Below are 23808 nucleotides of genomic sequence, written 5' to 3'. Positions count from 1 at the left end.
TTCGTGTCCTCAAGGAGGTCTACCGACACCGCAGACGCCGCTTTGCTCTTCGTCTACACCTCATCGCCGCCCTCTGCAACCTCACCGTCGCCCGCTCAGCCTGACTTTCGCAGGAGGTCTAATGACCGACCGCATCTCGCCGGACCCTGCCCCACCGCCCACTCCGACGCGGGACGAACTCCACCAGGGGGCCCGCGTTCGCACCTACACCTGGGAAGACCCGCTGGTCGGCGCCGAAGCGGCGCGGCACCTCAGCGGACTGGACTACCTGCGCGCGATGGTGCGGGGGGACTTCCCGGGCCCACCTATCGCGGCGAGTCTCGACTTCTCCCTGGCACGCGAGGAAGACATCGAGGACGGCCGGGTGACCTTCCGCATGGTCCCGCGAGAATTCCACTACAACCCCATCGGCAGCGTCCACGGCGGGGTGTATGCGACGCTGCTCGACTCCGCGCTCGGCTGCGCGATTCACACGCGGCTCCCCGCTGGCGTGGGCTACACCACCCTCGAACTCAAGGTGAATTACCTGCGACCCCTGCTCGTCGGCATGGGGGAAGTTCGCGCCGTCGGCGAGGTGCTGAGCGTGTCGCGCCAGGTCGCCACCGCACAGGCCAGGCTGCTGGATGCCCGGGACAGGCTGTTCGCCCACGCCACGACCACCTGCCTGATCCTGCGTCCGCAGAGGAGAGAGACATGACCACACTCCTTGCCCAGCTCAACGAACAGGCCCGCGGCGCCCTGCCGGACCATCTGGGGATTGAGGTTCTGGAGGCGAGCGGTGAGCGGGTGGTGGCCCGGATGCCGGTCGAGCGCCGGGTGCACCAGCCGTTCGGGGTGCTGCACGGCGGCGCGAGCGTGGTCCTCGCCGAAACGGTCGCCAGTCTGGGCGCGCACTTCAGTGTCGCGGCGCGCGGCATGACGGCTGTGGGGCTGGAGATCAACGCCAATCATCTGCGGGCCGTGCGCAGCGGTTTCGTGACGGCGACCGCCACGCCCGTTCATCAGGGGCGCACGACCCAGGTCTGGCAGATCGAGATTGTGGATGAGCAGGGGCGGGGCGTGTGCGTGTCGAGATGCACCCTGGCGGTCGTTCCTGCTTTGTCCCCAGCATCGGCCGCGTCGCCCTGAAGGGGTCCCTCCACGATCCAGCGATTTTAGTCTTCCAAAACACAACGCTCTGGCAGACTCAGCAGGTGACTCAAGGCCCCAGGTGGAGTATGACCGTCTTGCCCTCTGCCCTCCCCTGCACGCCCACACCCAGCCGACCCTTGAGCCCGGTCTGCCCTAACCCTCCAGATCATCGCCACCCGCGAGTGAGCAGCCAGGCCCGGACCATGAGGCGCTGACCCGGCTTTTCACCGGGCTGGGGGAGACCTGGGAGTCATTCGCAAAAAACAAGTTGCGCCTCCTGGGCTGGCCGCCCCTGATCCTGGCGGCCCTACGGGAGGGGAGGGTGCCGTTCACCCACGCGGGCGTGGTGGCGGCGGCACCAGCGGAGCACCACGCCGTTCTGATGACGCTCGCCCAGGGGGGGATCAGCCGGGCGGACTTGCGGGCGGCGGCACGCCTGCGGACGGCCCCGCAACTCGAGGCGCCGGTGGGGCGCGTCCTGTCCTTGGGTCAGCGCCTGAGCCGCCGCCTGCTCGCCCGACTGAGCCCGAAAGACCTCCAGGTGCTGGAGCGCTGGCTGGACAAGATGCCCCGCCAGGTGCGGCAGGCGCTGGAGCAGGAGAGCACGGGCCGGGACTAGGGAGATCACCTGTGGTTCGGGAACTCTCCTCGACCCACCAGGGGAACACGCGGCGAGCACCTTTCCCAGGCCAGGCCTCCTCGGCCTCTGACGGGATCACCACGGCGCGCGGCACCTGCGCCAGCTCGTACAGCCGAGCCGCCCAGCCCCGGGAATGAACTTGGCTTACCAACTGTTGGAGAGCCTTCAGTCCGAGTTGCCGCACCCACTCGCGGGGAATGTGCCACTGCCCCGCCGTGACTTCCAGGGGCTCATGGTGGGCATGGAACGCCGTCAAGGCTTCCCACCCTCGCGGGTCGCTCACCTGGGCGACCGCGGCAGCCACGATAGGAGAGAGGTCGAGCGGGAAGGCTTGGCCCTGGGGTAGCTCGTCGGTGCGTCGCCCGTCGAGGACCTCGACCCAGGCCTGCGGCAACCGGGCGGTCACACGGGTGGGTCCTGGGTCGTCTGCGCCACAGTGTTCATCAGGGCACTCAGGCGGCGACCGTCTCCAACAGCGCGGTGGTGCCGAGCGTCCAAGCACGCGCCCTCCATCCGGCACGCCACGTCGGGATTTTCCCAGCGGAAGTCGCCGTGGTGCTCGGAAGACCCGCCCCAGATTTGAAGCCTCCAACCCATCGCGCAGTGCCAGGTCAGCTCCGGGAGGGTGAGCCCCGTGTAAGCTGCTCAACCGCCGAAGCACGCGCCGGTCGAACGCGGCTTCCATGCCACCAGCTCGCGGCCGTGCAAGAGCGGCACGAGCCGAGCGTACACCTCGGGCCAGGTCGGCGCCGTACTCAACTCCTCGTCGGTCATGCCGTGCACCGCTCGCACCTCCTCGCTCACCGGCCCGAACGGGCGCGCCAAGCTCTCGAACAACACCTCGCCGATAGGGGAGACCAGGGCGACCTCGATCACCTCCGCGTCCTCGTCGATCCGCGTCATCTCGGTGTCCAGGCTCAGCCAGTTGCCCCGGGCCACGATCTCGCGTAGGGCGGCCCGCCCCTCCTCGGCCTGCTCTTCCAGCCAGGCCTGCCTCTCCGCCTCCTCGCGGCGTTCCTCCTCCAGCAGCGCGGCGAGGCGCCGGGTCTCGTTGTTTTTGCGGACCTCCTGAGCTTTCTCCAGCGCCGCGAGCTTGTCAGGGGTGGCCGCCTTCCTCGGCACCGCCTGGGCGCCGCCTTGCACCACCGTCTCCTGGTGGCGTCCGCGGCGGCCGTAGCGGATCGTTGCCACCGGCTCGCCACCTGGCCGTAGACCTTCAGCTTTGAGCGCCGTCTTGGTCAGCCACCCTTCGGGCAAGTCTCCCCACCACGTGATTCCGTTGGCGAAGGGGGTACCATTCCGCTTGGAACCAGGAAGCGACCGACCGTTCTCTGCCAGCGACGAGGGACAGCTCACGATGCTCCTTGGGACCTACCGCACGGACGGGAGGGCCGTCATGCACGCCAGCTCGATTTTGCTGGCGTCCTCACTTCCGACGGGCGCCGTCAAGACAACGATCTTGAGATCGGCGTCACCCGCTGAGAGGACGTCGCAATCCACGGTGACCTCACCGACGAGGGGGTGCTCAATCGTTTTGCGGTCCTCGGTGTGCCCGCCGACGGCGCCCGCACGCCAGAGCTGGGCGAAGTGGGCGTTGCCGTCGATCGTGCGGCGCAGGAGTTCGGCCAGGCGGCGATCTTCGGGATACCGCGCGCTCGCCCGCCTCAGGTCGGCGACCACCGCGCGGTCAGTCGCCTCCGGGTGGTCCGAGCGGACCCGCCAGGCCTCGACCCCGCCGCGGCGGCCCGGGACGGGAAAGCGCGCCCGCACCAGGCTGCGTTCCTCCGGCGGGGTGCCCGACGGGTCGCCCACGAGCGCTGCCCAGCCGCGGCTCCACCACACCATCTGCCAGTCGGCGGCGAACACCGCGACCGGGAGGTCCCCCAGACGCAAGAGGAGCCGCTGCACGCCGGGCGAGATGTGATCGCTGATCACCCGGTCCCCGGGGGGGTGCAGCCCCGCCAGGCGGTAGAGATGGTCGCGTTCGGCGTGGGTCAGGTGCAGGACGCGCGCCAACGCGGCCACGACCTGGCCGGACGGCGTGGTCGCCCGGCCCTGTTCGAGCCGGACGAGGTAATCGACCGAGACGCCCGCCAGGTCGGCCAGCTCCTCGCGGCGCAGGCCGACCGCGCGGCGCGACCGACCGGCGGGCAGGCCGACCTCGGCGGGGGTCAAGCGCTCTCGCCACACCCGCAACGTCGCGGCCAGACTGGTTTCTGTGGCGGTCATCAACCTCAGTGTAGTTCGGCCGCCACCACGCCACCATCGCCGAAGGTAGGATTGCCGGTCCTACCGACCCGCCGTCTCTGGTTGACGGAGGGCCGGCGACCGAGACTGGCCGCATGACCATCACCTTCATCACGGGGGCCAACAAGGGCCTCGGGTACGAGACCGCTCGCCGCCTGACCGAACTCGGCCAGACCGTCCTCATCGGTGCCCGCGACCCTGAGCGCGGCCAGGCCGCCGCCGATCGGCTCGGTGCCCGGTTTGTGCTCATCGATGTCACCAGCGACGAGTCGGTCGCCCGCGCCGCGGAGGACGTTCAGGCCCATGAGGGCCACATCGACGTGCTGATCAACAACGCCGGGATCATCGGTTCCTACCGCCCAGCCGAGGAGCTTTCCGGGCCCGAAGCCACCGAGGTCTTCAACACCAACGTGGTCGGAATCGTGCGCGTCACGCAGGCGTTCTTGCCGCTCCTTCGCCGCTCCGAGCACCCGTCGGTGATCAACGTCGGCAGCGGGATGGGCTCGCTCGACCTCACCCACGACCCCGAGCGGGCCGAATCCAAGGTGATCGCCCCGCTCTACACGGCCTCCAAGGCCGCGGTCACGATGCTCACCACCCAGTACGCCCGGGCGCTGCCCGGCATCCGGGTCAACGCCGCCGACCCCGGCTACACCGCGACCGATCTCAACGGACACAGCGGGCCGCAGACCGTCGCGGAGGGTACGGACGCGATCGTCACCCTGGCGACCGAGCGCCCTGAGGCGGGCACGGGCCGCTTCATCGATCGCTTCGGCCCCGTCCGCTGGTAGTCGCCAGCAGCCCGGCGCTGCTTCCCGGTCAGGGCTACGACAAGATGCGGAAGTTGAAATACGCCGAGGAGGAAAGTCGGCCGGGCCGACCTTTTCTCTTTCAACTCTTGGGACGCGCAGTCGGCAGGCTGACGCTGATCGCCGGAGGCCCGCAGCAGGCAGCGCAGAGGATCACCCGGCCGGGGTGAGGCCGGCCAGGCGGTCCACCATCCGCTCCAACACGCCGTCAGGCCAGGGAAACGAGGGGGCGGCCAGGCGGAGCTGGGCCAGGCCATGCAGGGCCGCCCACAACCCGACGGCATCCGCAAAGGGATCAGTGCCGGTAGATCGCCCTGCCTGCTGACATTCCCGCAGCACCCCGCTGAGCAGGACAAACACGTCCTGCCCAATCCCCGAAGCCTCCTCGACGCCGGGCGCCAGATCGGTGCTGCGGGCCTGCCACAACCCGCCGAACAGGATGCGGTAGCGCTGGGGCCAATCCTGGGAGAAGGTCAAGTACGCCCCGCACAGAGCGCGCAGCCGGACCACCGGGTCAGGCCCGGCCCGTTCCAAAGCCGTCTCCAGTTCGGCCCTGAGTTCGCCGAAGGTCCCCGCCACCACGGCGGCCACGATGGCCTCCCGGTCCGGGAAGTGAGCGTAGATCGACGGCGACGCGATGCCCACCCTGCGGGCAACCTCTTTCAAGGTGACCGCGCCCTCACCGCCCCGGTCGAGCAGGTCGGCCGCGGCCCGCACGATGTCCTGGCGCAATCGGGAGCCCTCACCCCGACGGTAGCGTGCGCGCGTCTTGCTCTCGGTCATGCCCCCTACTATACACAGCTCTACTAATCATGTAAGCTTACATAGTAAGCTAATTGAGTAAGGGAAGCGGACAGGCCTTCCCGTCGCCTCGCGCACGCTACCGAAAGGCACGCCCATGCACACGATGACCCGGCCCGCCCCTCACCCCCCCACCGCGTTGCTCACCCCCCGCGCCCCGTTGCATCTGGCCGTCCTGGGGGCCAGCGGGCGCAGTGGCCGTCACCTCGTCGAACAGGCCCTCGCCGCGGGACACGCGGTCCGGGTGCTGGTGCGCGATCCGCAGAAGTTGGGCCCGCTCGCCGGCCGGGTCGCGGTGGTACAGGGCGACGCCACCGATCCCACGGCACTCGCCGCCCTGGTGGCGAACACCGACGCGGTGCTCAGCGTGCTCGGCGCGGTGAAGGGCAGTCCGGACAACCTGTTCACCCGCAGCACCCGGGGGCTGGTGGGGGCGATGCAGGCGTCCGGGGTTTCACGCCTGATCGTGCTGGGCGGTGCTGGCGTCCGAGTGTCCCAGGACCCCCGCACCCTTGGGGGCCGCCTGGCCGCCCTGGCAACCTCCCTGATGATCCCCCGGCAGGTGCGTGACGCGCACGAGCAGCTCAGCATGCTGGAGACCAGCGACCTGGACTGGACGGTGGTGCGCGCCCCCCAGTTGACCGAGGGTCCCGCCACCGGGCAGTTCCGGGTAGGCTACCTGCCCCGGCCCGCCCTGGCCCGGATCAGCCGGGCCGATGTGGCCGCCGCCCTGCTCTCCCAACTCGCCGACCTCCGCTGGCGGCGTCAGGCCCCGGTGGTCCTGGCCTGACTGGCGTGCCGCCCTGCACGACACGAACACCACCGTCCATCCAACCTCAGTTGCTGTCAGGAGACCACCATGACGACTTCCCCAACCCCCCACGTCGCCCCGCTCGTTCAGTCCTGGTTGAAGCTCTGGAACGGCGACTTCAGCCGGGCTGAGGAGCTGATCGCGCCCAACTTCCGCGTCCATGCCGCCCTGCTGGGTGGTGGGGACGGCAGCGCCCTGTCCGGCCCCCAGGGGCTGATCCAGTGGATTGCGCAGACCCGTGCCGTCGCGGCCGATCTCACCTTCCAGATCGAGGTGGGCCCCCCATCGAGCAAGGTGACCTGATGGCGCTGCGCTGGCAGGCCGTGGGCACCTACACGGGCAGGTTCCCCGGCGCGGCGGCCCCCGCGGGCACATCCATTGCGATAACCGGAACCGACCTGTTGCGGGTGGAAGGCGGCCGACTGGCCGAAGACTGGGTCAACTCCGACATGCACGTCCTGCTGGCGCAGTTGCAGGTGAACGGTTGAGACCCTCTTACCGTTGAGGTGCTGACCACAGGAAAAGACAGGACGCCATGCGGATCAAGGGCGTCTAGGACGCCCTTTTTCCTTGGCGTATTCCAGTGGCGCGCTCTCTGGCGCTCAAACCTTGACCTTCGCCAACAGAATCACCACGTGTGGGACGGGAGAGCGGGCTTCGGGGGTGCAGGCGGCGGCCAGCACAGGTGCATTCGGTCGAGGAGAAGAGGCACGCCACGCTTGGACTTCCGGGAGCGCAGGTATGCCCTTGACCCCTCCAGCGAGGTGTGCGAGTCGCGCAGGTACGTCACCGGCACCCAGCGGCCCCGCACCCGCAGTTCCAGCAGCGTGCCGTTGAGAACGGGGCGTCCCTCCAACTCGTCGGCCCAGGTCTCGCTGTCAGCATCGCGGGTCAGGACGCGGTGGAGTGTCGTGCCTTCCTGGGCGGTTGTGGGCATGGGTCCCTCCTGACACCACAGGTAACACAGGTTCGCAAAAAAGAAAAGAGCGTGTGGGGGGGAGAAAAATCACTCATGACTGAGTTGATAGGGATTATCCCTATCATAGAAGAGAGAATGCTCCATTCCTTCCCGATCCTCTGAGGAGAAGGGGGGAGACCGCGCCCGGGTAGACTGCCGCGTGCCCGCCTGGTCTCTGCGCCGCGCCCGCCCCAGGGACGCGGCCACCGTCGCCCGCCACCGCTTTCCCACGTTCCCTCCCACCGCCCCGGCCCTGGACACCTACGCGGCGTGGGTGGCGGACGCCCTGGCCCGCGAGGTCTATCTCGGCTGGCTGGCCGAGCAGGAGGGCGTCATCCTCGCTGGGGTCGGGCTCACGCTGCTGGAGTGGGGTCCCACCCATGACGACCCCAACCCCTGGCGGGCCCGGCTGGTCAACATCTTCACTGAACCCGCATCCCGCCGCCAGGGACTCGCCCGCGCCCTGACCGCCCACGCCCTGGGGGAAGCGGAGGCCCGTGGGCTACGCTCCGTGAGCCTTGCGGCGACCCGAGAGGCCAGGGCGCTGTACGAGGCGTTCGGCTTCGAGCCCTCCCCGGCGCAGATGCGCCGGAAGCCCGGAAGTCAGAGGCGGCAGCCTCCCGGGTGAAGCCCCTACACTGGGGGGATGACGACCGTGGCAGTCCCCAGCGTGCTCGACCAGCTCAAGGCGCTCTCCCACGAGATCCGCTTCGAGTTGGTTCGACACTTGGCAGGCGGCGAACGCTGCGTCTGCGACCTCGAAGCCTTGCTCGATCTGCCTCAGTCCAAAGTCTCCTACCATCTCGGCATCCTCCGCGAGGCCGAACTGGTTTCCTCCGAGCAGCGCGGCAAGAACACCTACTACACCCTGCGTCAGGATCAATTTTTTCAGTTGGGTGGAAACTTGCTGGTCGAGATTTTCACGGTTCCGCTCGCCTTGACGCATCAAACGAAATCCATATGCTGAGGGTGTGACCCGCGTTCTGATCCTCTGCACCCACAACTCTGCCCGCTCCCAGATGGCGGAAGCGCTCACACGGGAGGCGGCGCGGCGGGCAGGCCTCGACCTCGATGTGCATTCCGCCGGGACCGAGGCCACCCGGGTCAAGGACGACGCGAAGACCGTCATGGCGGAGATCGGGCTGAGCCTCGACGGGCACACCAGCAAAACGCTGTGGGAAGTGCCGGACCCGCAGAACTTCGACTACGTGATCACCGTCTGCGACTCGGCCGCCAAAGCCTGCCCCGCCTACCCGGGCCGGACCCACCGGCTGCACTACCCCTTCACCGACCCGAGCGGTGGGAGCCTGGACCGCTGGCGGGCGGTGCGCGACCAACTGGGGGTTCAGTTCGGGGCCTTCGTGCAGGCGCTGGGGGAAGGACAGCCTGTGCCCGCCAGCTACGAGGACAGCCCTGCCGTCCCCGTCGCCTGACGTGACGACGCCCCTTCCGCATGCCCTCGTGGCCGAGGCAGTGGGCACCTTCGCGCTGGTGTTCTTCGGGCCGGGTGCGGCGGTGGTACAGGCGCAGACGGGCGCGCTCGGGCACCTGGGCGTGGCCGCCGTGTTCGGGCTGACCGTCGCGGCGGTGATCGCGGCGCTCGCCCCGATCAGCGGGGCGCACATCAACCCGGCGGCCACCCTCGCGCTGACCCTGGCGGGCCGTTTTCCACCCGGCAGGGCGTTGCCCTACGTCGCGGCCCAACTGCTCGGCGCTGTCGCGGCGGCGTTCCTGCTGGCGCTGTTCGGCAGGGAAGGCAACCTCGGGGTCACGCTTCCGGCCGGAAGCGTGGGCCAGGCGTTCACCCTCGAAACGGTGCTGACCTTCTTCCTGCTGGTCGCCCTACGCTCCGGGCGGCCCGGGGTGGTGGGCGGGGTCGTCGCCCTGAAAGCCGCGATGGGCGGCCCGATCACCGGGGCAAGCATGAATCCGGCCCGCAGTTTCGGCCCTGCCCTGGCGAGCGGCCTCTGGACGGCCCACTGGCTGTACTGGGTGGCTCCCTGCTCGGCGCCGCGCTGGCGGTAGCCGTCAACGCCCTGCTGAGCCCCGCCGAACCCGCCCAACCCGAGCCCCGTCTCGCTCAGGAGGTCGTGCCCGAACAAGAACCTCTCTGAGAGCGGCGCTTGTTGTGTCTCTCAACTGTTGTTTTTGACAACTATCGGGGACAGGCGTACAGTCACCCCATGACTGTTGCCAAAGACAACAAAGTGGGGGAGGTAGGTCAGACCGGGGCGCTGCTCCGCACGGTGACGCGGCTGTTTGGGGAGTTGCAGCAGCGCAACTTCGCCTGCTGCGACGTGCAATCCGCGACCCAGTGCGCGATCCTCACCACCCTCGAACGCGAGGGCGACCAGACGCTGCGGGCCTTGACCGGCACGTTGAACCTGGACAAAGCGTGGCTCAGCCGCAGCACCGACGACCTGGTGGAACAGGGGTTGCTCGTGAAGACCCCGCACCCGGGCGACCGCCGTGCCCTGCTTCTGCGCCTCACCGACGCGGGACACCAGGCCGCGCAGGACCTTGACGCTCAACTCAACGCCCAGTCCGCCCGGGTGCTGGCCCGCCTGCCGGAAGCCGACCGGGCCGCGACGTTGCGGCTCCTCACGGGCCTGAGCGCCGCGCTTCAGGCCGAACTCGACGGGGAGGGGGGCTGCGGATGCTGACCCGAGGCGCACGTCCCGCTGATCTTCCTGCGGCTGAAGCGTTGCTCTTCACGCTTGACCTGCCCACGGCAGGCGTCCGCGAGCACCTGGGCGGCTTCCTCCTCGCCGAGGACGGGGACGGGCAACTGCTCGGGCTCACCGGGCTGGAGACGCACGACAGGGTGGGCCTGCTGCGCTCGGTAGCCGTCACGCCATCGGCACGGGGGCAGGGCGTGGCCGCCCGGCTGGTCGATGAGGTGCTCGACCAGGCCCGCGCCCTGGGCCTCCAGCATCTCTACCTGCTCACCACCACCGCCGAGGGTTACTTCCCGCGCTTCGGCTTCGTCCGAGTGCCCCGCTCGGTGACGCCCGCTGCGCTGCTCGCCTCGCGCGAATTTCAAGACGCCTGCCCTCAGTCCGCCACTCTCATGCACCTGCCTCTCAAGGAGAACGCCATGACCCAGACCGTCCCCGGACTCGCGAACCACACCTCCACCCTCGCGCTGCTCGACGCGCTGCGCGCAGGGCCTCAACTCCCCCTGGAGTTCTGGCTCCACGGCGAGCGGCTGGTCGGCCCTGGCTACCACGTCACGGAAGTGAAGGCGGTGACTATCGAGGCGATGGACTGCGGCGGGTGGGCGGACGCCTGGCGCGAGACGGTCATCCAGCTCAAGGATGGCAGCGCGCGGGAGGCGGGGGAGGGCTTGATGACCACCCGCAAGTTCCTGGGCATCTACGACAAGGTGGCAAAGAGCGTGCCCGTGCGCGGGGAGGCGGAGGTGCGCTTCGAGTACGGGAACAGTGCCCTGCCCGCCATGCAGTACCACGTCACGCACGTTGAGCCGCAGGGGGAGCGGGTCATCGTCCATCTGCGGATGCCCGGGGTTCAGTGCAAGGCTTCTGACGCCTGCGGGCAGCCTGCTGCCACCGCCGAGCCGGTGGGGGCCGCGTCGTGCTGTGCTCCCACGAGTGGGAGCGGGTGCTGTGGCCCGGCCACAACCGACCTGATTTCCCTGGGCTGATGCCCGAGTCCACTCGCGGTCAGCGTTCCCTGGTGTGGACGCTGGCCGTTCTCACCACCGTCAGTTACGGCGCCCTGTACTACGCCCAGCCCCTTCTTGCGGTCGCTGCCGAGCACGAACGCGGGTGGTCCCGCACTCAGACCGGCCTGGCCTTCACCCTCGCCCTGCTGGTCACGGCGCTGATCGCCCCAAGGGTCGGTCGCGCCCTCGACGCTCGCGGGGGCCGGGTGCTGGTGGGTGGCGGGGCGGTATTAGGCGGTCTCGCCTTCGTGCTGCTGGCCTGCACCTCCAGCTACCCGGCCTTTGTGCTGGGCTGGCTGCTGGCCGGGGGGCGATGGCCCTGACCTTCTACGAGGCCGCCTTCACCGTCCTGGGGCAACAGGTGAGCGCCACTGCCCGGACTCGGGCTACCCTGACGATCACGCTCGTCGCCGGGCTGGCGAGCACGATCTTCGTGCCGCTCACGACCGCGCTGCTGGGGTTGACTGGCCTCTCTGAGACGTTGTTGGGCCTGGCGGCGCTGCTCTGGGCCGTCGGCCTCCTGGCCTGGTGGGGGCTGCCTTCCGTAGGAGGGATTACGCCAAACGTTTCTCGTCCGGTCTTCACCCCGGACCCTACCTTCGCGCGGCTGACGCTGGCCTTCACGCTCGCGCGGATCGTGACGGTGGGGGTGGGCCTGCAACTCGCGCCCTTGCTCCTCGCCGCCGGGTACGCCCCTGGGCTCGCGGCGGGCCTCACGGGCCTCCTCGGGCTGGCCGCCCTACCAGGCCGGGTGCTGTTCGTCCCGCTGCTGGCGAGACTTAGGGCACTCCCGTTGACCCTGGTGCTGTTCGTCGGACTGGGGACCGGTGCGCTGCTGCACTTCCCGGCTTCCCTGATACTGATGGTGGGAGGCACCTTTGTGTTCGGGCTGGCGAGTGGGGCCCTGACCCTGGCCCGCGCCGAGTTGCTGGCGAGGCAGTACCCGGACACTTTCGGGACGGCGAACGGGCAGATGGCGCGGCCCGTAAACCTCGCACAGGGGAACTCCGTGCCCAAGCACCGCGTACCGTGAGAAGTGAACAGGACCATGCGTGATATTTGGACCCTGCTGATCTCCCCTGACGGAGTGGACCTGTGGGCCGAACAGACGGCACAGCGGATGAGCCAGGCGGCTCCGCTGACGTGGCGGCGTGCGCGGCTGATCCCGCTGGTGCTGGCCGTGCTGGTGGTCATCAGCGCTCAGGAGGGTGCCGCCGAGCTGTTCACCATCCCCGATACTGCCCAGGACGTGATGAACCGCTACAACATCCCGGCCGAGTTCGCTCCGCTGGTCGCGCTCATCGCACTGGCCTGCCTGTTCTGGCAGGGGGCGCAGGTGTACCGGCGGTCGGTGGAGCGGGTTCGGATGACTGGGTTGGAAGCGGCCTGAAGTCCATTCTCCAGACGTGCCAGACGCCATTCGTAGCCTGTCTGGCACGTTTCTTAAAGTGGAGAAGGGAAACTTACCTGAGGGTGTGGGCCTGACCTTCCTCAAGCACGGCGATGATCGCCACGACCAGACCCCAGGCGTAAGCCTGCGCTTCCTGACTTCGGCCAGGGGTAGGCTTGCCGCCACAATTCACCTCAGAGCACGGTGTCCAGAAGCCGGGCCGGTATTCTGGAGCGCATGTCCAGCCAGCCCGGGGCCGACGCCCCTGCGCGCGTCGCCCTGAGCGAGCACCTGCAAGCCGTCACCGAGGCCCTCGCCGCCGCCCAGACCCCGGAGCAGGTGTTCGGGGTCATCCTGACGCCCGCCCTCGACGCCCTGAACGCCATCGCGGGAGCGGTCCTCCTCGTGGACGACGCGGGAACGCGCCTGGGGATCGCCGCCATCCAGGGCTATGAAGCCGGTGCTCAAACCTTGTGGCAGGATGGCCCCCTGGACGGCAACGTCCCCGCGGGCGACGCCCTGAACCGCCGTGAGCCCCTCTTCTTCGAGCGTGCGGACGACCTGACCCGCGCCTACCCGGAGTTGGAGGCCAGGACGGGCGGGATCACGCCGGTCGCCACCGCCGTCCTGCCGATGGTCCTCGACGACCGGCCCCTCGGCGTCATCCTCCTCGACTTCCAGGAACCCCACCCCTTCCCCCCCGAGGAAGGGCGCTTCCTGCGCACCCTCGCCGCCCAGTGCGCCGTCGCCCTGGGGCGGGTCCGCTCCCTGGAGCACCTGAGGCAGGAAGCGAGGCAGAAGACCGACATCCTGGAGAGCGTCAGCGACGCCTTTTATGCCGTGGACCGCGACTGGCGCTTCACCTACGTCAACCGGGAAGCCGAACGCCTCTGGGGGAGAAGGCGCGAGGACTTGCTCGGTCAGGTGTACTGGGAGGCGTTTCCTCAAGCGGTCGGCAGCGCCCCCTACGAGGCGCACCTGCGGGCCGCCCGGGAGCGGCGGGCGGTGCGGCTGGAGTCCAGGTCACCCATCCTGGACGTCTGGGTGGACATCAGCGTCTACCCGACCGAGGACGGACTGTCGGTGTACTTCAAGGACATCACCGCACGCAAACAGGCGGAAGAAGACATTCGGGAGCTGAACCGCACCCTGGAGCGTCGGGTCGAGGAACGCACCCGGGAAGCCGAGGCGGCCCGCTCGCGGGCCGAGGTGCTCGCCGCCCTGGGCGACGCCCTGCAAGCGGCCCACTCCCCGGAGGACGTGGCCGCGCTGGCCCTGGGGCCACTCGGGGAGGCGCTGGGCGCGAGCAGCGCGATGGTCGTGCGCTTGGAAGGCGGCCTGATCCGCGTGCCCACAATCTGGGGCGAAGCGGTGCCTGCGATGACCGCCCTGCAAACGCGCGACGTCCCCCTGAAGGAAGCCACCCTGCTCGCCGCGTGTGCCCGCACGGGGGAAGCGGGGTACCACGCGAACTACACCGCGGCGGGCGGGCAGCTCGCGGGGCTGCCCACGCTGGCCTTCGCGGTGGAACCGATTCACGCGCCCGGGGACGGGGTGGCCGGGTTCCTGTGCGTGTGGCGCCCTCCCCGGGCCGGGCCCTGGCCGGAGGGCGACCGTGACCTGCTGAGGAGGGCGGCGGCCACCCTGGGCCTGGCCCTGGAACGCGCACAGGCGCAGCGGGAGGCCCAGGCCAGGACCGAGCAGATTGAGGCGGACGCCCGCGCCCAGGAGGCCTTTGTGGCCTTTACCGAAGCCGTAGGCACCGAGACGGACCTGCTGGCCCTCGCCCGGCAGGCCATCGCGGTGCTGCGCACCCGCTTTCAGGACGGCAGCACCGGCTACTACACCCGTGACGGGAACCTGTGGAAGGTCCAGGCCTGGAGTGAGGACCTCGGGGAAGCCCTGGTCAATCGCCTCCGGGCCGGACTGCCAGACAGCACCCCCTTCATTCGCCACGCCCTGGGGACGAGGACGGTGGTCTTCACCGACGGCTGGGACGCCGAGCGGGAGGGAATCGAACCCAGCGAGGAATACGGCAGCGCGGCGACCTATCCCCTGGTCGTGAACGGCAAGGTCAGGCACCTGCTGCTCTTCGGGCTCAAGAACACGCCGCAGTGGAGCGAGCGCGACCGAGCCCTGGTGCGGGCCGTCGGACGAGGGCTGAACCTGGCGCTGGAGCGGGCCGAGCAGACCCGGCAACTGGAGGAGGAGCGCGAGGCCCTGGCAGCGTTCGCCCGCTTCACCGAGGGGTCCACCCACATCACGGACGCCCTCACCCTCGCCCAAGAGGCCAAGGACGTGCTGCGCGCCACCCTGGGTGTCGAGGTGGGGTACTCCGAGCTGGAGGACGGGTGTTGGAAGGGCCGAACCTTTTCCGAGAACACGCCCCCCGAGGTCATGGCGCAGTCGAAACAGGGCTTTCCTGCTGACCTGCCCGCCTTCGCCCGCCCCTTTACGGAGCGTGACGTGGTGTTCGTGGACGGCTGGGACCCCCAGGGCGCCGAGCACACCGAGGTCTACGGGGCGGCGGCGTTGTATCCCTACTTCGAGGACGGGCAGCCTCATGGTCTCCTGACAATGGGGACCTCGGAGGCCCGCGGGTGGACGGAACGGGAGCGCACCGTCTTCCGGTCGGTAGGGCGCAGACTGGCGCTGGCCTTCGAGCGGGCGGAGGGGGCCCGGCAGTTGCAGGTCCAGAACGCGGAACTCGACGCGCGCACCCAGGCCCTGGAGGGCTTCGCCGACCTCAGCCGCGACCTGACGCTGCACGGTGAACCGGGGGCGCTGATCCAGCGGGCGCAGGAGATCGTGCGCTCCCTGCTGCCGCCGGGCTTCGCCGTGTACTACGAACTGGAGCACGACCTGTGGCGGGTGCGGTCCCAGGTGGACTCGCACGGCTCGGCCGAGTTGCAGGCGGCGGTGGACGCGGGGTTGCCCCGCGAGGCCCCCTCGCTGCTCACGCCGTTCACCACCAGGCAGCCCCTGTATCAGGACGCGTACGCGCAGGGCGCGGACACGCCCGCGGAACTGGTGCAACACGTGCAGGCTGTGGCGACGCTGCCGCTGGTGGTGAACGGCGCCGCCGTCGGGGTGTTCGGCGTGGGCCTGTTTGAGGCGCGCAGGTGGAGCGCGGCGGACCGGGCGGTGCTGGAGACGGTCGTGCGCAGTCTGGGGCTCGCCCTGGAGCGGGCCCAGGGCATGGCGCACCTGGCCGAGGAGCGCCGCAAGCTAGAGGTCGCCAACGAGGAATTGGAGGCCTTCGCCTACAGCGTCTCACATGACCTGCGGACCCCGGTGCGGCACATCGGGAGCTTCAACGAGTTGCTCCGCAAGCACCTGGGCGAGGGCTTGGACGCCAAAGCCGGGCGCTACCTGAAGATCGTGGACGAGGCCACCGGGCGGATGAACACGCTGATCGACGCCATGCTGGACCTGTCGCGCACCTCCCGGCTGCCGCTCCAGACGGGGCTGGTGGACCTGGGGGAGCTGGTGAGGACGGTGTGGGCGGAACTGGAGGCGGACGTGCCGGGGCGGCAGGTGGACTGGCTCGTCTCACCCCTGCCGCTGGTGAGGGGCGACCCGCACACGTTGAGGCAGGTCATGCTCAACCTGCTCTCGAACGCGCTGAAGTACACCCGGGGGCAGGACGTGGCCCGGATCGAGGTGTGGGCCGAGGACCGCCCGGGGGAGTGGGCGGTGTTCGTGCGGGACAATGGGGTGGGGTTCGATCCGCGCTACGCGGACCGGCTGTTCGGGGTGTTCCAGCGGCTGCACCGCCACGAGGAGTTCGAGGGGACGGGGGTGGGGCTGGCGAACGTGCGCCGGATCATTGCCCGGCACGGGGGGACAGTGTTCGCGCAGGGGACGCCGGGACGCGGTGCGACCTTCGGGTTCACGCTGCCGGGACCGCGCTGAACCGCCGGGGGCCCATCTTCTTCCGGACAGCGGTCACCCAGGTCAGGACCGTGGCGGTGGAGGTTCCCGTCCTGATTCTCCCTCTCCCAGGCCCTTTAAGATCGCCACCGCCAAGCCCCGGGCGTAGGCCCGCGCCTCCTCGGCCTGGTCGAGGGGGAAAGTCTGCGCCGTCTCATACGATTTTTTGCGGACGCAGTACCCCAGGACCTCCCAGTGCGGCTCCTCGAATGCCTCCGGGTGGAAGAGGTAGACGATCCCTTGCGCCTCGCTCTCCTCGCCGTGCTCCAACTCGACGCGGGCCAGACCGAATGAGGTGGCGTGGTGGTGCGGCTCCTCCTTCTCCGGCACCCCTCGACGGGCACGAACGAGGCCTCGACGACCGAGGGGAAATCACACTCCTCGTGCCAGGTCACGGTCAGTCCTTCACCGGCAACCGGGGCGCGGTCGCCTGGAGCACCAGCCGGGCCCGGTGGATCGCCCCCTCCCGCTCGTCGTCGTAGTAGGAGGTGGGGGAAGCAAGGACATCCGCCAATTCCTCGACCACCCGCCTGAGCTTGCGGACCTGCGTCTCCTCGGGGTGTTCGTCCTTCGGGGGCCAGCGCAACTCAGCGGTGTCCGGCAGGCGCATGGAGACCTGATCCCAACCGTTCCCGAGGTTCAGGTAGAACACCGGGCACTGCTGGCCTTCCATCTCGAACCGGATGGGGAGCCACCCGCCCCGCAGGTAGACCTCCAGCTCCGTGCCCCATTGGATTGGTCGGTCCTCCAGGTCATAGCGCCGTCCGCCGCCGCCCTGGGTCCTCGATCAGTCGTGCCATGTGACCCCGTACCTCTCGTCTGAAGCTGGCTTGCGTTGGCAGGCTGCCGGGGAAGAGGGAGGCGTCCATGTCTTCCTCAGTAGCTCGCACGGCCCGTGCGCCACACTTCGAGGTTCCCGACGTTGACCATGAACGTCATGTCGATGCTGGGAAAGTAGAACATCTTCAGGACTTTGGGGTTGCCGTGCCCGGCGGCGAGCGGCACCTCGACGTACTGGCCGTACCGCCCGGGGAGGTTGGTTTTGGCCCAGGAATCCCCCATATCGACGTTGAGCATCACCCACTTCTGCGCCGCCTGCTTCTTCTGTGCCGCCGCCGCCGACCCACCGGACGCACCCAGCGTGACCTGGGCGATGGACCTGGGCGATGCTCTCCAGCTTCTGGGTGAGCCCCAGAGGCCGGTTCTCCTCCCAAAGCGGATAGAAGTTGACCTCCACATCATACCGCCCGGCGGGGAGCTTCGAGCCGTGCGGCTGGCCGAGCTTCTCGCCGTCGATCACGACGTGTGCGCGGCCGTTCTTGACCGGCACGCTGACGAAGCTGGTTCCAATGAACACGTCATTGGGTTTCTGACCCGCCAGTCCAAGGCTCACACTGAGCACGGCATTGGCCGGCAGGTTCGTCTTGATCGTCACGTCCACGGTGTACCTCCCGGTGACCTTGGGCGTCACCTGAAGGGTGTAGGCGGGCGCGGCGGAAGCCACGGCCCTGAGAACGGCGAGCAGCGGAACAGCCACACGCGAGGCGCGTTGGTGCTGCCTGATACTGACGGGCAGGCCCCTGACTGTGATGGAAGCGGGAGAAGCGGCAAACCCCCCGAACGACAAGGCACGCGTGGTCGTGAGCAGGAGGCGCAGCGACCGAGGGAGCGGCTTCCCCCCTTCCTGGGACAACCTCTGACATGAACCGTGAGGATCTTCTCGCGCTGTTGCAGTGGCCCGAAAGCGTGGATCTGGAGTACAAGCGCACCTTCCCACCAGGCTTCTTTGAGCCAAAAAGCGAGCAGTACGACGATGCCCGCGCCGAGGTCATCAAAGACGTGGCCGCGCTCACCAACGCGATCAGTCCTCAACCCGGACATCTGGTCTACGGCATCGCCGATCACCAGGGCCGGCGGGTGGTTCATCGTGAACGCCGTGCCCACCCCGTGGACGATGCCCAGCTCCGGCAATTCTTCGCCCGCTTCCTCGACCCCGTGCCCCACTTTGCCTACGGTGAATTCGAACACGAAGGTCAACTGGTGGGCCTGTTGCGCGTGCTGCGCATCCCGCCCTCTCCACACGTGATCAAAACGCGCGTTGGCCGTAGCACCACGGTGGCTCCCGGGCAGGTGTGGGTGCGCCGGGGTACCAGCAACACCGTTGCCCTCCTTCCCGACTTGAAAGCCATCTTCCAAGGCGACGAGGCGTTCCCCATTGAGGTGGGGAGCGAGGAGGAACGGGACCTCGCTGCCCAGCACCAGGCCGAGGGATATGCGGGCGCCTGGGTTTCCGCGTCCCTGGTGGAGAGCAGGCTGCGGCGGGGCTATGAACTGGTTTACTGGCCGGGCACTCGGCGACGGGTACGCCGCGTTTCACAGTTTGTGGAGCCAGAGCCGACCTACATGATGAAGCGGCGGCAGTGAACTTCGATCCACGGGCAAAATTTCGTCCCCCCGACCCGCATACCACTGCCCTGCGGAGTTCGCGGTGCGAGGTGCAGGCCCAGGCTTCACGATTCAGGCACAATGGGGCGGCCAGCCACCGCCGTCCCAGGCCGTTCAGGGTGTCGATCGACTCCCCGCACCCCTCGGGCTTCCGCACGTCGTTGTCGGCGCCCGCCGCGCTCGCCGCCTGCCGGTCGCGCATCTCGCCCGAGGTAGTGAACACCACCGGCACCCGGCGCAGCACCGGGTTGCTCCTGACGGCCGCCAGGATTTCGTGCCCCTTCATGCGCGGCATGTTCAGGTCGAGCAGCACCAGGTCCGGCACCGCCTTCCGCAGCAGGTCCAGGGCCTCCTGCCGGTGCTGGGCGAGGGCCAGACCCTGAGCTTCCATCGCCGCCAGTTCCGCCACGAAGTCCACAGAAACGGCTTGGCTGTACGCCTCACCGTGCTGTCCCCTGGCAAGCTGTTCGGCTTGGAGGGTAGCGACCACCGTTGTTCGCCGGGCCGCCCTCACCGCCTGAATGTGCTCGACGGTCTTCGTGCGGCCTCCGGCTGGGCGGTGCCCTTATTCCAACACGACGGGCCGCTTGGGCCAGGCGAACCAGAAGGTCGCCCCCTGATCCGGCTGCCCCTCCCCCCACGCCCGCCCGCCGAAGCGCTCGCACACCCGCCGGATCACCGCCAGCCCCAGCCCCGACCCCTCGTAGGTGTTCGACGAGTGCTGACGGCCGAACAGCCGGAACAGCTTGGCCTCCTGCCGCGGGTCAAACCCCACCCCGTTATCCTGCACGCCGACGTGGTACTCCGTCTCGGTCTCCCGCACCAGGATGTGGATGCGGGCCTCCTCCCGCGTCCGGGTGAACTTCAGGGCGTTCGAGAGGTACTCCGTAAAGATCACCGACAACGCCTGACTGTCCCCCTGCACCACCGGCAGTGCGTCGTGGGTGAGCTGGACATCGCGGTCTCGCAGCAAGTCCCGAATGTCCTTGAGCACTTCCCGCAGTACGACGCTCAGGTCCACCGGCCGAATGCGGGTCTGAAGTTGCCGGGCCTGCATGTACCGGTTCACCGACTCGAACAGCGCCACGATCTGCTGCAAGGCCCGCTCGATCTGGAGCAGTGGCCGGTTGACCTCCTCCGGCTGGTCCCCCAGGGCTTTGCGTAGCAGACCGAGGACGCTCATGGCTTGCCTCGTGGGGCGCTGGAGTTGCTGGATAAACGTGGTGACCACGTGTTCCAGTTCCTCGTTCAGGGCCCGGGCCCGGGCGGTGCGTTCCTGAAGCTGCCCACTCAGGTCCGCGTTCCCGCTCTGCAACACCCGCTGCGCGGCCTTGTACGCCGTGATGTCGGTCACCACCAGGGAGCACCCATCCCACAGGCCCTCTCCCTCACGGCTCACGGCTTCGAGCAGCACGTCGAGGAACGTGCCGTCCGGTCGGGGCAGCACGATCTCGGCGCTCTGCCCGACCGGGGCATCGAAGACCCGGCCCAACAACGCCTCGAAGATGGGTCGGGAAGTGGGGGCGACGAGTTCACTGAAGGGTCGGCCCAGCAGGGTCTCGCGGGCGAGGCCCACCAGCGCGAGGCCGCGGCGGTTGACGTCCTGAACCCGGCCCTCGGCGTCCAGCGCAAAGGCGGCGACCGGCGCCTCCATGAAGAAGGTGGACCGTTGGGGTCCCTGCTCCTGAGGACGCTGCACCTCATCCCGCTGGTCAGCCAAAGAGCGGGGGTCTGGAACGGGGTGTGGAGTTCTGGTCATCGTGGTGCTCCTGGAGGCGGTGCCCGTTGAGTGCGGTCCCGGACACCGTGAGGGCCAGGGAAGACAAGGGGGAAGTGAGCCAAAGAATTTTAATCTCAGGCTCAACATAAGGACATGATCTTCCAAACAAAGGGAGGGGGAGGACAAAGTGGACTGGAGATGGAAGGGTGACGGGACTGGCAACAGCCCTCACGGTGAGCGGATGATCTGGACGGTGACGCCCAGGTCAAGGTCGGCCCACGGCTGGTCCACGGTCAGCACCGGCACGCCGAGGTACTACGCCAGGGCAAGAGATGGACCGGCCATTCCCCCCACCGCCCTCCGGAGCGGGGCGTGACCTCAGGCTTCTCCCCGAATCAGCTCGACCCCGAAGGGAAGGTCGGGGAGGGTCGCCCAATTCTGTTCGGCCGTCATCACGTCCGCCCCCAGCGCTTCCGCAGTCCCCAGACACAGGGCATCGCCCAGACTCAGATCGTAGGGCTTGCGCCGGGCGTAGTAGAAGCTGGCCGCCCGCTGCGCGCTGACCTCGAAGGGGATCACGGTGAGGAGCTGCCCGAGCTGGTAAATGCGCGTCCGGACCTGTTCGGGGGTGAAGGTCCCGTCACTGACCAGTTTGCCCTCGACCTCGATGAGCTGCACGGTGCTAACGAAGTGCTCGCGGCGGGCGGTGGTCAAGGACGCGAGCACCTTCTCCCCTCCCGGCTCCCGGCGGATGAAGGCGGTCAGGGCACTGGCGTCCAGCAGAAGGGGTCGGGTGCTCAAGGTTTCTCCCGCTGAGCTTCGGCACGTCGCTCGTCGAGGAGTTCCTGGGTAAAGTCACGGCCGTCCTCCTCGGCAAGGCTCCCGTACAGCTCCTGGGCCAACTGGTGCTTGGTGGTGAGCCGCACCCTCTTTCCCTCCACCACGTAGAGGAGAGTGTCCCCCTCGGCCACTTCTAGGGCATCACGCACCCCGCGGGGAAGGATGGCGCGGTATTTAGGACCGAGTTGCCCGGAGTATACCTGCGGCTCTTGAGGGACACTTCCTGACATGGGGACACTCTATCACGTTCGCTACCCCTCCCCCACCCCACCCCTCTGGTAATGAGGGTTACTAAAAGGTAATAGTGTGAGTAGAACACCAAGGGACACCGTGCCAGGACAGGGACACCCACCGCAAGCTGAAGCCAGATCCACCCGGGATGAAACCACGACGAACAATGTTCCCACCCAGGTCACCCTGACCCTCACTCCTCAGGTCGAAGCCACACCCTCACACGGGTCTCTCCTGCTTGAGGCGGACGCCATTCACGGCGTGTTGCTCACCGCCGCACGAACCCCTCCCCCAACCTCCGTTCCTGAACCGGATCGAGTCTGGCAACGCGTTATGGTGTCCGCCTGGTGCTTGGCGCTGGTCACCCTGATCCTGGTGCGCTTTGTCCCCCTGACCTTCTCGCTGCTCATGGTGTTTGTCGCCGCAGCTTCCACCCTGGTCAGCGGCGTGATCCTGGCTGTCCTCACGTCCCGGGACTGGAAACGGCGGCACGCCGACACGATGGCGCAATTTCAACGGAAGTCCCACCACGAGGAGCCCTTGATCCGGCAGCTCCTGCCGTACTCGTGGGCCGCCCTGCTGTACGTCGCCGCGAGCGCACGAGCCGCCGACCAGCGGGTGGGTCACCGCGTCTCCTTGTTCCTCGGCCAGAACCGTGCCGGAGGCCTGATCGGTCTCCTGTTCCTGATCTTCGGGACGTTTTCGGCGGCCAAGTTCTTCGACGACCACACGACCGTGGTGCCAGGGCTCAAGGTGCCGATCACACCGGGCGCCGTCCTGGCCCTGGCGGCGATCTTGCTCTTCCTGGCCGCCGGCATCCTCATGGCCGGGTTCAGCGTCAGCGCTCTGGGGCACCACGCCGAGCTGCTGGAACGGGTGGCGGCGCTCAAGAAGAACCTCGTGGAAGAGCACAAGGAGAAGGGCGCATGACCCTCGACCGCTACAAGCACGAATCACTGGCGCCGTCGCGCGAGTGGGTGAATCTGAACCCCGAGGAGCGGCGGCGCCGAGCGGTGGCCGCGGTCGCGGAACAGGATGTGGGGACACTGCTCGACCTGCTGGAAGCCCACCACGTCCGCACCCACGGGCATGTGAGTCAAGAGACCCTGCGCAAGTACCGCCTCGGTGCCCGAACTTGGCTGGAGTACGCCCAGGGCAATGCGATTAAGGTGCTTCACCCGGACTCCGAGCACGCCGACTTGTGGGTGCGCGAGCTGGAGGCGGGCGGGAAGTCCCCGGCCTCCGTGGGCGTGCTGCTCGCGGGAGCACGGGCGCTCTACGCTGCCCTGCGCTGGGCCAAGGCCACCAGCGACCACCCCTTCACCGACGTGAAGCCGCGCAAGGACAAACGGCGCCCCTAGGATAAACGGCAGCCTTACCCGGAAGGGGATGTGGTCAAGTTGCTCGCCGTCGCTCCCGTCGAGATGCGGGTGCTGCTGCGTCTTGGCGGCATCGCTGGGCTGCGCGCCTCCGAGATCACGGGGTTGAAGTGGGGCGACCTGGACCTGGAGGGCGGCGCCTTAACCGTGCGGAACGGGAAGGGCGGGAAGACCCGGCGCGTTCTGCTCTCGTCCTCCTTGATTGCGGACTTGCGAGAACTCGGTCCTCAAAAAGAAGAGGTGGCGGTGATTGGGCGCACTCCGGAAGCGGCGCGGGGGAGATTGCGGACCCTCTGTAAGCAGCAGGGCATTCCCTACCTGAGCCTGCACGCCCTGCGGCACACGACGGGGACGCGCCTGGTGCGGGCAGGCTTCCCGCTTCAGGACGTGGCGGAGCACCTGGGGCACAGCGACGTGCAGACCGCCCGCACCTACGGCAAGTGGGCGAATGACAGACTCAAGGCGCACCTGCGGGGCATGTGAGGGCGGCGGGCGGCCAACGTTCACCCTGGGTCGTCGGTGACGGGCGAAGCGGCCCGGAAGCAGTCCCGCCTCGTGTGCAGGAAGGCTGAAGTGCTCGACGGGGAGATGCGCGCGCTGCGGCACGACGCTGGGACGCGGATGGTGCGGTCAGGCCTGACCCCGCGCGACGTGACCCGGCAGCTCGGGCACGGCGGCAGCGGGACCACCCGACCGTAGGCCAAGTGGGCCGACGACGGCCTCAGAAGCGCCGCGCTTCCTGACCTACGACGCGGACCTGCGGGGGCAGCGCCACGCGCGCACCTCCG

The 23808-nt window shown here is 68.5% G+C and carries 32 protein-coding genes and 1 pseudogene; 22 read left to right on the top strand and 11 right to left on the bottom strand.

The genetic code is table 11. The features are described from left to right. Nucleotides 1-121: 121 nt before the first annotated feature. The 3 genes from IC605_RS23555 to IC605_RS23545 all read left to right on the top strand — a co-directional run bounded on the left by IC605_RS23555 (nt 122) and on the right by IC605_RS23545 (nt 1750). Entirely contained in the window at nt 122-697 is a 576-nt protein-coding gene (locus IC605_RS23555) for a PaaI family thioesterase (RefSeq protein ID WP_246581229.1), read from the top strand. Then, nucleotides 694-1128 (top strand): hotdog fold thioesterase, encoded by a 435-nt coding sequence (locus tag IC605_RS23550; RefSeq protein WP_216329574.1) that lies wholly within the window; start codon nt 694-696, stop codon nt 1126-1128. The genes IC605_RS23555 and IC605_RS23550 overlap by 4 nt, the downstream gene beginning before the upstream one ends. A 325-nt stretch (nt 1129-1453) precedes the next feature. Then, nucleotides 1454-1750, top strand: a complete 297-nt coding sequence (locus tag IC605_RS23545) for a hypothetical protein (protein ID WP_216329571.1) — start codon at nt 1454-1456, stop codon at nt 1748-1750. A 666-nt stretch (nt 1751-2416) separates the two neighbouring features. Here IC605_RS23545 and IC605_RS25490 read toward each other — a convergent pair. Together IC605_RS25490 and IC605_RS23535 are read right to left on the bottom strand one after the other, a co-directional pair. Further along, nucleotides 2417-2962, bottom strand: a complete 546-nt coding sequence (locus IC605_RS25490) for an exonuclease domain-containing protein (protein WP_216329569.1) — start codon at nt 2960-2962, stop codon at nt 2417-2419. Between the two features lie 180 nt (nt 2963-3142). Beyond that, on the bottom strand, nt 3143-4000 hold the full coding sequence (locus tag IC605_RS23535; protein ID WP_216329567.1) for a helix-turn-helix transcriptional regulator: 858 nt from the start codon (nt 3998-4000) through the stop codon (nt 3143-3145). A 113-nt stretch (nt 4001-4113) separates the two neighbouring features. On the opposite strand from IC605_RS23535, the gene IC605_RS23530 reads away from it, so the two are divergent. Beyond that, on the top strand, nt 4114-4809 hold the full coding sequence (locus tag IC605_RS23530) for an SDR family NAD(P)-dependent oxidoreductase (protein ID WP_216329566.1): 696 nt from the start codon (nt 4114-4116) through the stop codon (nt 4807-4809). 171 nt (nt 4810-4980) lie between these two features. Here the strand turns inward: IC605_RS23530 and IC605_RS23525 are convergent, their stop codons facing one another. Further along, entirely contained in the window at nt 4981-5610 is a 630-nt protein-coding gene (locus IC605_RS23525; protein WP_216329565.1) for a TetR/AcrR family transcriptional regulator, read from the bottom strand. Between the two features lie 115 nt (nt 5611-5725). Between IC605_RS23525 and IC605_RS23520 the strand changes: the two genes are divergently transcribed. The 3 genes from IC605_RS23520 (at nt 5726) to IC605_RS23510 (ending at nt 6927) form a co-directional block, all read left to right on the top strand. After that, nucleotides 5726-6418 carry an NAD(P)-dependent oxidoreductase gene (locus IC605_RS23520; RefSeq protein ID WP_216329564.1) on the top strand — a complete coding sequence of 231 codons (693 nt, stop codon included), beginning with the start codon at nt 5726-5728 and terminating at the stop codon, nt 6416-6418. 69 nt (nt 6419-6487) lie between these two features. Continuing rightward, complete coding sequence (locus tag IC605_RS23515) at nt 6488-6742, top strand: nuclear transport factor 2 family protein (RefSeq protein WP_216329563.1); 255 nt, start codon at nt 6488-6490, stop codon at nt 6740-6742. Further along, nucleotides 6742-6927, top strand: coding sequence for an ester cyclase (locus tag IC605_RS23510; RefSeq protein ID WP_216329562.1), 186 nt, complete (start codon nt 6742-6744; stop codon nt 6925-6927). The genes IC605_RS23515 and IC605_RS23510 overlap by 1 nt, the downstream gene beginning before the upstream one ends. Nucleotides 6928-7067: 140 nt before the next feature. On the opposite strand, the gene IC605_RS23505 is transcribed toward IC605_RS23510, so the two are convergent. Next, a complete protein-coding gene (locus IC605_RS23505; RefSeq protein ID WP_216329561.1) occupies nt 7068-7376 on the bottom strand; it encodes a hypothetical protein in 309 nt (102 codons plus the stop codon). A 181-nt stretch (nt 7377-7557) separates the two neighbouring features. Here IC605_RS23505 and IC605_RS23500 point away from each other — a divergent pair, with 181 nt between their 5' ends. The 10 genes from IC605_RS23500 to IC605_RS23455 all read left to right on the top strand — a co-directional run bounded on the left by IC605_RS23500 (nt 7558) and on the right by IC605_RS23455 (nt 16387). Then, the gene (locus IC605_RS23500; RefSeq protein ID WP_343216706.1) at nt 7558-8025 is read left to right on the top strand and encodes a GNAT family N-acetyltransferase; all 468 of its coding nucleotides are present in this window, start codon (nt 7558-7560) and stop codon (nt 8023-8025) included. 18 nt (nt 8026-8043) lie between these two features. Further along, nucleotides 8044-8364 (top strand): ArsR/SmtB family transcription factor, encoded by a 321-nt coding sequence (locus IC605_RS23495; RefSeq protein ID WP_216329558.1) that lies wholly within the window; start codon nt 8044-8046, stop codon nt 8362-8364. 4 nt (nt 8365-8368) lie between these two features. After that, the gene (locus IC605_RS23490) at nt 8369-8830 is read left to right on the top strand and encodes an arsenate reductase ArsC (protein WP_216329557.1); all 462 of its coding nucleotides are present in this window, start codon (nt 8369-8371) and stop codon (nt 8828-8830) included. A gap of 1 nt (nt 8831) precedes the next feature. Next, nucleotides 8832-9422: an MIP/aquaporin family protein gene (locus IC605_RS23485; RefSeq protein WP_216329555.1), complete on the top strand. Its 591-nt coding sequence runs from the start codon at nt 8832-8834 to the stop codon at nt 9420-9422. A gap of 158 nt (nt 9423-9580) precedes the next feature. After that, nucleotides 9581-10060, top strand: a complete 480-nt coding sequence (locus IC605_RS23480) for a MarR family winged helix-turn-helix transcriptional regulator (protein WP_216329553.1) — start codon at nt 9581-9583, stop codon at nt 10058-10060. Continuing rightward, nucleotides 10054-11061 carry an arsenic resistance N-acetyltransferase ArsN2 gene (gene arsN2 / locus IC605_RS23475; RefSeq protein WP_216329551.1) on the top strand — a complete coding sequence of 336 codons (1008 nt, stop codon included), beginning with the start codon at nt 10054-10056 and terminating at the stop codon, nt 11059-11061. The genes IC605_RS23480 and arsN2 overlap by 7 nt, the downstream gene beginning before the upstream one ends. Continuing rightward, a complete protein-coding gene (locus tag IC605_RS23470; RefSeq protein WP_216329549.1) occupies nt 11061-11405 on the top strand; it encodes an MFS transporter in 345 nt (114 codons plus the stop codon). Before arsN2 ends, IC605_RS23470 begins: the two co-directional genes overlap by 1 nt. Next, nucleotides 11396-12115, top strand: coding sequence for a hypothetical protein (locus IC605_RS23465; protein ID WP_216329546.1), 720 nt, complete (start codon nt 11396-11398; stop codon nt 12113-12115). Before IC605_RS23470 ends, IC605_RS23465 begins: the two co-directional genes overlap by 10 nt. Before the next feature lie 15 nt (nt 12116-12130). Then, nucleotides 12131-12472 carry a hypothetical protein gene (locus IC605_RS23460; RefSeq protein WP_216329544.1) on the top strand — a complete coding sequence of 114 codons (342 nt, stop codon included), beginning with the start codon at nt 12131-12133 and terminating at the stop codon, nt 12470-12472. 237 nt (nt 12473-12709) lie between these two features. Continuing rightward, nucleotides 12710-16387 (top strand): GAF domain-containing protein, encoded by a 3678-nt coding sequence (locus IC605_RS23455; protein ID WP_216329542.1) that lies wholly within the window; start codon nt 12710-12712, stop codon nt 16385-16387. Nucleotides 16388-16429: 42 nt separating this feature from the next. On the opposite strand, the gene IC605_RS23450 is transcribed toward IC605_RS23455, so the two are convergent. The 3 genes from IC605_RS23450 to IC605_RS23440 all read right to left on the bottom strand — a co-directional run bounded on the left by IC605_RS23450 (nt 16430) and on the right by IC605_RS23440 (nt 17482). Continuing rightward, nucleotides 16430-16735: a hypothetical protein gene (locus IC605_RS23450; protein ID WP_216329541.1), complete on the bottom strand. Its 306-nt coding sequence runs from the start codon at nt 16733-16735 to the stop codon at nt 16430-16432. Between the two features lie 67 nt (nt 16736-16802). After that, a complete protein-coding gene (locus tag IC605_RS23445; RefSeq protein WP_216329539.1) occupies nt 16803-17078 on the bottom strand; it encodes a hypothetical protein in 276 nt (91 codons plus the stop codon). A 203-nt stretch (nt 17079-17281) separates the two neighbouring features. After that, the gene (locus IC605_RS23440) at nt 17282-17482 is read right to left on the bottom strand and encodes a hypothetical protein (RefSeq protein ID WP_216329537.1); all 201 of its coding nucleotides are present in this window, start codon (nt 17480-17482) and stop codon (nt 17282-17284) included. 624 nt (nt 17483-18106) lie between these two features. On the opposite strand from IC605_RS23440, the gene IC605_RS24940 reads away from it, so the two are divergent. Then, nucleotides 18107-18829 (top strand): AlbA family DNA-binding domain-containing protein, encoded by a 723-nt coding sequence (locus IC605_RS24940; RefSeq protein ID WP_246581228.1) that lies wholly within the window; start codon nt 18107-18109, stop codon nt 18827-18829. Between the two features lie 172 nt (nt 18830-19001). Here IC605_RS24940 and IC605_RS24935 read toward each other — a convergent pair. From IC605_RS24935 to IC605_RS23420, 4 genes and pseudogenes are all read right to left on the bottom strand, one after another. Further along, nucleotides 19002-19241: pseudogene (locus IC605_RS24935) on the bottom strand (response regulator); the annotation flags it as partial. Between the two features lie 174 nt (nt 19242-19415). Further along, nucleotides 19416-20609 (bottom strand): sensor histidine kinase, encoded by a 1194-nt coding sequence (locus IC605_RS23430; protein ID WP_246581227.1) that lies wholly within the window; start codon nt 20607-20609, stop codon nt 19416-19418. Nucleotides 20610-20948: 339 nt separating this feature from the next. Then, nucleotides 20949-21371 carry a PIN domain-containing protein gene (locus tag IC605_RS23425; RefSeq protein ID WP_216329536.1) on the bottom strand — a complete coding sequence of 141 codons (423 nt, stop codon included), beginning with the start codon at nt 21369-21371 and terminating at the stop codon, nt 20949-20951. After that, nucleotides 21368-21559 carry an AbrB/MazE/SpoVT family DNA-binding domain-containing protein gene (locus tag IC605_RS23420; RefSeq protein ID WP_246581226.1) on the bottom strand — a complete coding sequence of 64 codons (192 nt, stop codon included), beginning with the start codon at nt 21557-21559 and terminating at the stop codon, nt 21368-21370. Before IC605_RS23420 ends, IC605_RS23425 begins: the two co-directional genes overlap by 4 nt. A 457-nt stretch (nt 21560-22016) precedes the next feature. Between IC605_RS23420 and IC605_RS23415 the strand changes: the two genes are divergently transcribed. The 4 genes from IC605_RS23415 to IC605_RS23400 are packed head-to-tail and all read left to right on the top strand — an operon-like array spanning nt 22017 to nt 23719. Then, a complete protein-coding gene (locus IC605_RS23415; RefSeq protein ID WP_216329532.1) occupies nt 22017-22571 on the top strand; it encodes a hypothetical protein in 555 nt (184 codons plus the stop codon). Then, nucleotides 22568-23002, top strand: a complete 435-nt coding sequence (locus tag IC605_RS23410; RefSeq protein ID WP_216329531.1) for a site-specific integrase — start codon at nt 22568-22570, stop codon at nt 23000-23002. The genes IC605_RS23415 and IC605_RS23410 overlap by 4 nt, the downstream gene beginning before the upstream one ends. Before the next feature lie 30 nt (nt 23003-23032). After that, nucleotides 23033-23503 (top strand): tyrosine-type recombinase/integrase, encoded by a 471-nt coding sequence (locus tag IC605_RS23405; protein WP_216329529.1) that lies wholly within the window; start codon nt 23033-23035, stop codon nt 23501-23503. Between the two features lie 36 nt (nt 23504-23539). Then, nucleotides 23540-23719 carry a site-specific integrase gene (locus IC605_RS23400; protein WP_216329527.1) on the top strand — a complete coding sequence of 60 codons (180 nt, stop codon included), beginning with the start codon at nt 23540-23542 and terminating at the stop codon, nt 23717-23719. The last annotated feature ends 89 nt before the right edge of the window (nt 23720-23808 follow it).

It is taken from the genome of Deinococcus aestuarii (assembly GCF_018863415.1).
GTDB lineage: Bacteria > Deinococcota > Deinococci > Deinococcales > Deinococcaceae > Deinococcus > Deinococcus aestuarii.
Note: the sequence above shows the minus strand (reverse complement) of the source record. Positions and strands in the feature narration are given on the sequence as shown.

Excerpts from the sequence above, each read along its gene's own strand:
- IC605_RS23555 (WP_246581229.1), top strand. The coding sequence starts at position 122 with ATGACCGACCGCATCTCGCCGGACCCTGCCCCACCGCCCACTCCGACG.
- IC605_RS23550 (WP_216329574.1), top strand. The coding sequence starts at position 694 with ATGACCACACTCCTTGCCCAGCTCAACGAACAGGCCCGCGGCGCCCTG.
- IC605_RS23535 (WP_216329567.1), bottom strand. The coding sequence starts at position 4,000 with ATGACCGCCACAGAAACCAGTCTGGCCGCGACGTTGCGGGTGTGGCGA.
- IC605_RS23530 (WP_216329566.1), top strand. The coding sequence starts at position 4,114 with ATGACCATCACCTTCATCACGGGGGCCAACAAGGGCCTCGGGTACGAG.
- IC605_RS23525 (WP_216329565.1), bottom strand. The coding sequence starts at position 5,610 with ATGACCGAGAGCAAGACGCGCGCACGCTACCGTCGGGGTGAGGGCTCC.
- IC605_RS23520 (WP_216329564.1), top strand. The coding sequence starts at position 5,726 with ATGCACACGATGACCCGGCCCGCCCCTCACCCCCCCACCGCGTTGCTC.
- IC605_RS23515 (WP_216329563.1), top strand. The coding sequence starts at position 6,488 with ATGACGACTTCCCCAACCCCCCACGTCGCCCCGCTCGTTCAGTCCTGG.
- IC605_RS23510 (WP_216329562.1), top strand. The coding sequence starts at position 6,742 with ATGGCGCTGCGCTGGCAGGCCGTGGGCACCTACACGGGCAGGTTCCCC.
- IC605_RS23505 (WP_216329561.1), bottom strand. The coding sequence starts at position 7,376 with ATGCCCACAACCGCCCAGGAAGGCACGACACTCCACCGCGTCCTGACC.
- IC605_RS23495 (WP_216329558.1), top strand. The coding sequence starts at position 8,044 with ATGACGACCGTGGCAGTCCCCAGCGTGCTCGACCAGCTCAAGGCGCTC.
- IC605_RS23480 (WP_216329553.1), top strand. The coding sequence starts at position 9,581 with ATGACTGTTGCCAAAGACAACAAAGTGGGGGAGGTAGGTCAGACCGGG.
- arsN2 (WP_216329551.1), top strand. The coding sequence starts at position 10,054 with ATGCTGACCCGAGGCGCACGTCCCGCTGATCTTCCTGCGGCTGAAGCG.
- IC605_RS23470 (WP_216329549.1), top strand. The coding sequence starts at position 11,061 with ATGCCCGAGTCCACTCGCGGTCAGCGTTCCCTGGTGTGGACGCTGGCC.
- IC605_RS23465 (WP_216329546.1), top strand. The coding sequence starts at position 11,396 with ATGGCCCTGACCTTCTACGAGGCCGCCTTCACCGTCCTGGGGCAACAG.
- IC605_RS23460 (WP_216329544.1), top strand. The coding sequence starts at position 12,131 with ATGCGTGATATTTGGACCCTGCTGATCTCCCCTGACGGAGTGGACCTG.
- IC605_RS23455 (WP_216329542.1), top strand. The coding sequence starts at position 12,710 with ATGTCCAGCCAGCCCGGGGCCGACGCCCCTGCGCGCGTCGCCCTGAGC.
- IC605_RS23445 (WP_216329539.1), bottom strand. The coding sequence starts at position 17,078 with ATGGAAGGCCAGCAGTGCCCGGTGTTCTACCTGAACCTCGGGAACGGT.
- IC605_RS23440 (WP_216329537.1), bottom strand. The coding sequence starts at position 17,482 with ATGCTCAACGTCGATATGGGGGATTCCTGGGCCAAAACCAACCTCCCC.
- IC605_RS24940 (WP_246581228.1), top strand. The coding sequence starts at position 18,107 with ATGAACCGTGAGGATCTTCTCGCGCTGTTGCAGTGGCCCGAAAGCGTG.
- IC605_RS23430 (WP_246581227.1), bottom strand. The coding sequence starts at position 20,609 with ATGACCAGAACTCCACACCCCGTTCCAGACCCCCGCTCTTTGGCTGAC.
- IC605_RS23410 (WP_216329531.1), top strand. The coding sequence starts at position 22,568 with ATGACCCTCGACCGCTACAAGCACGAATCACTGGCGCCGTCGCGCGAG.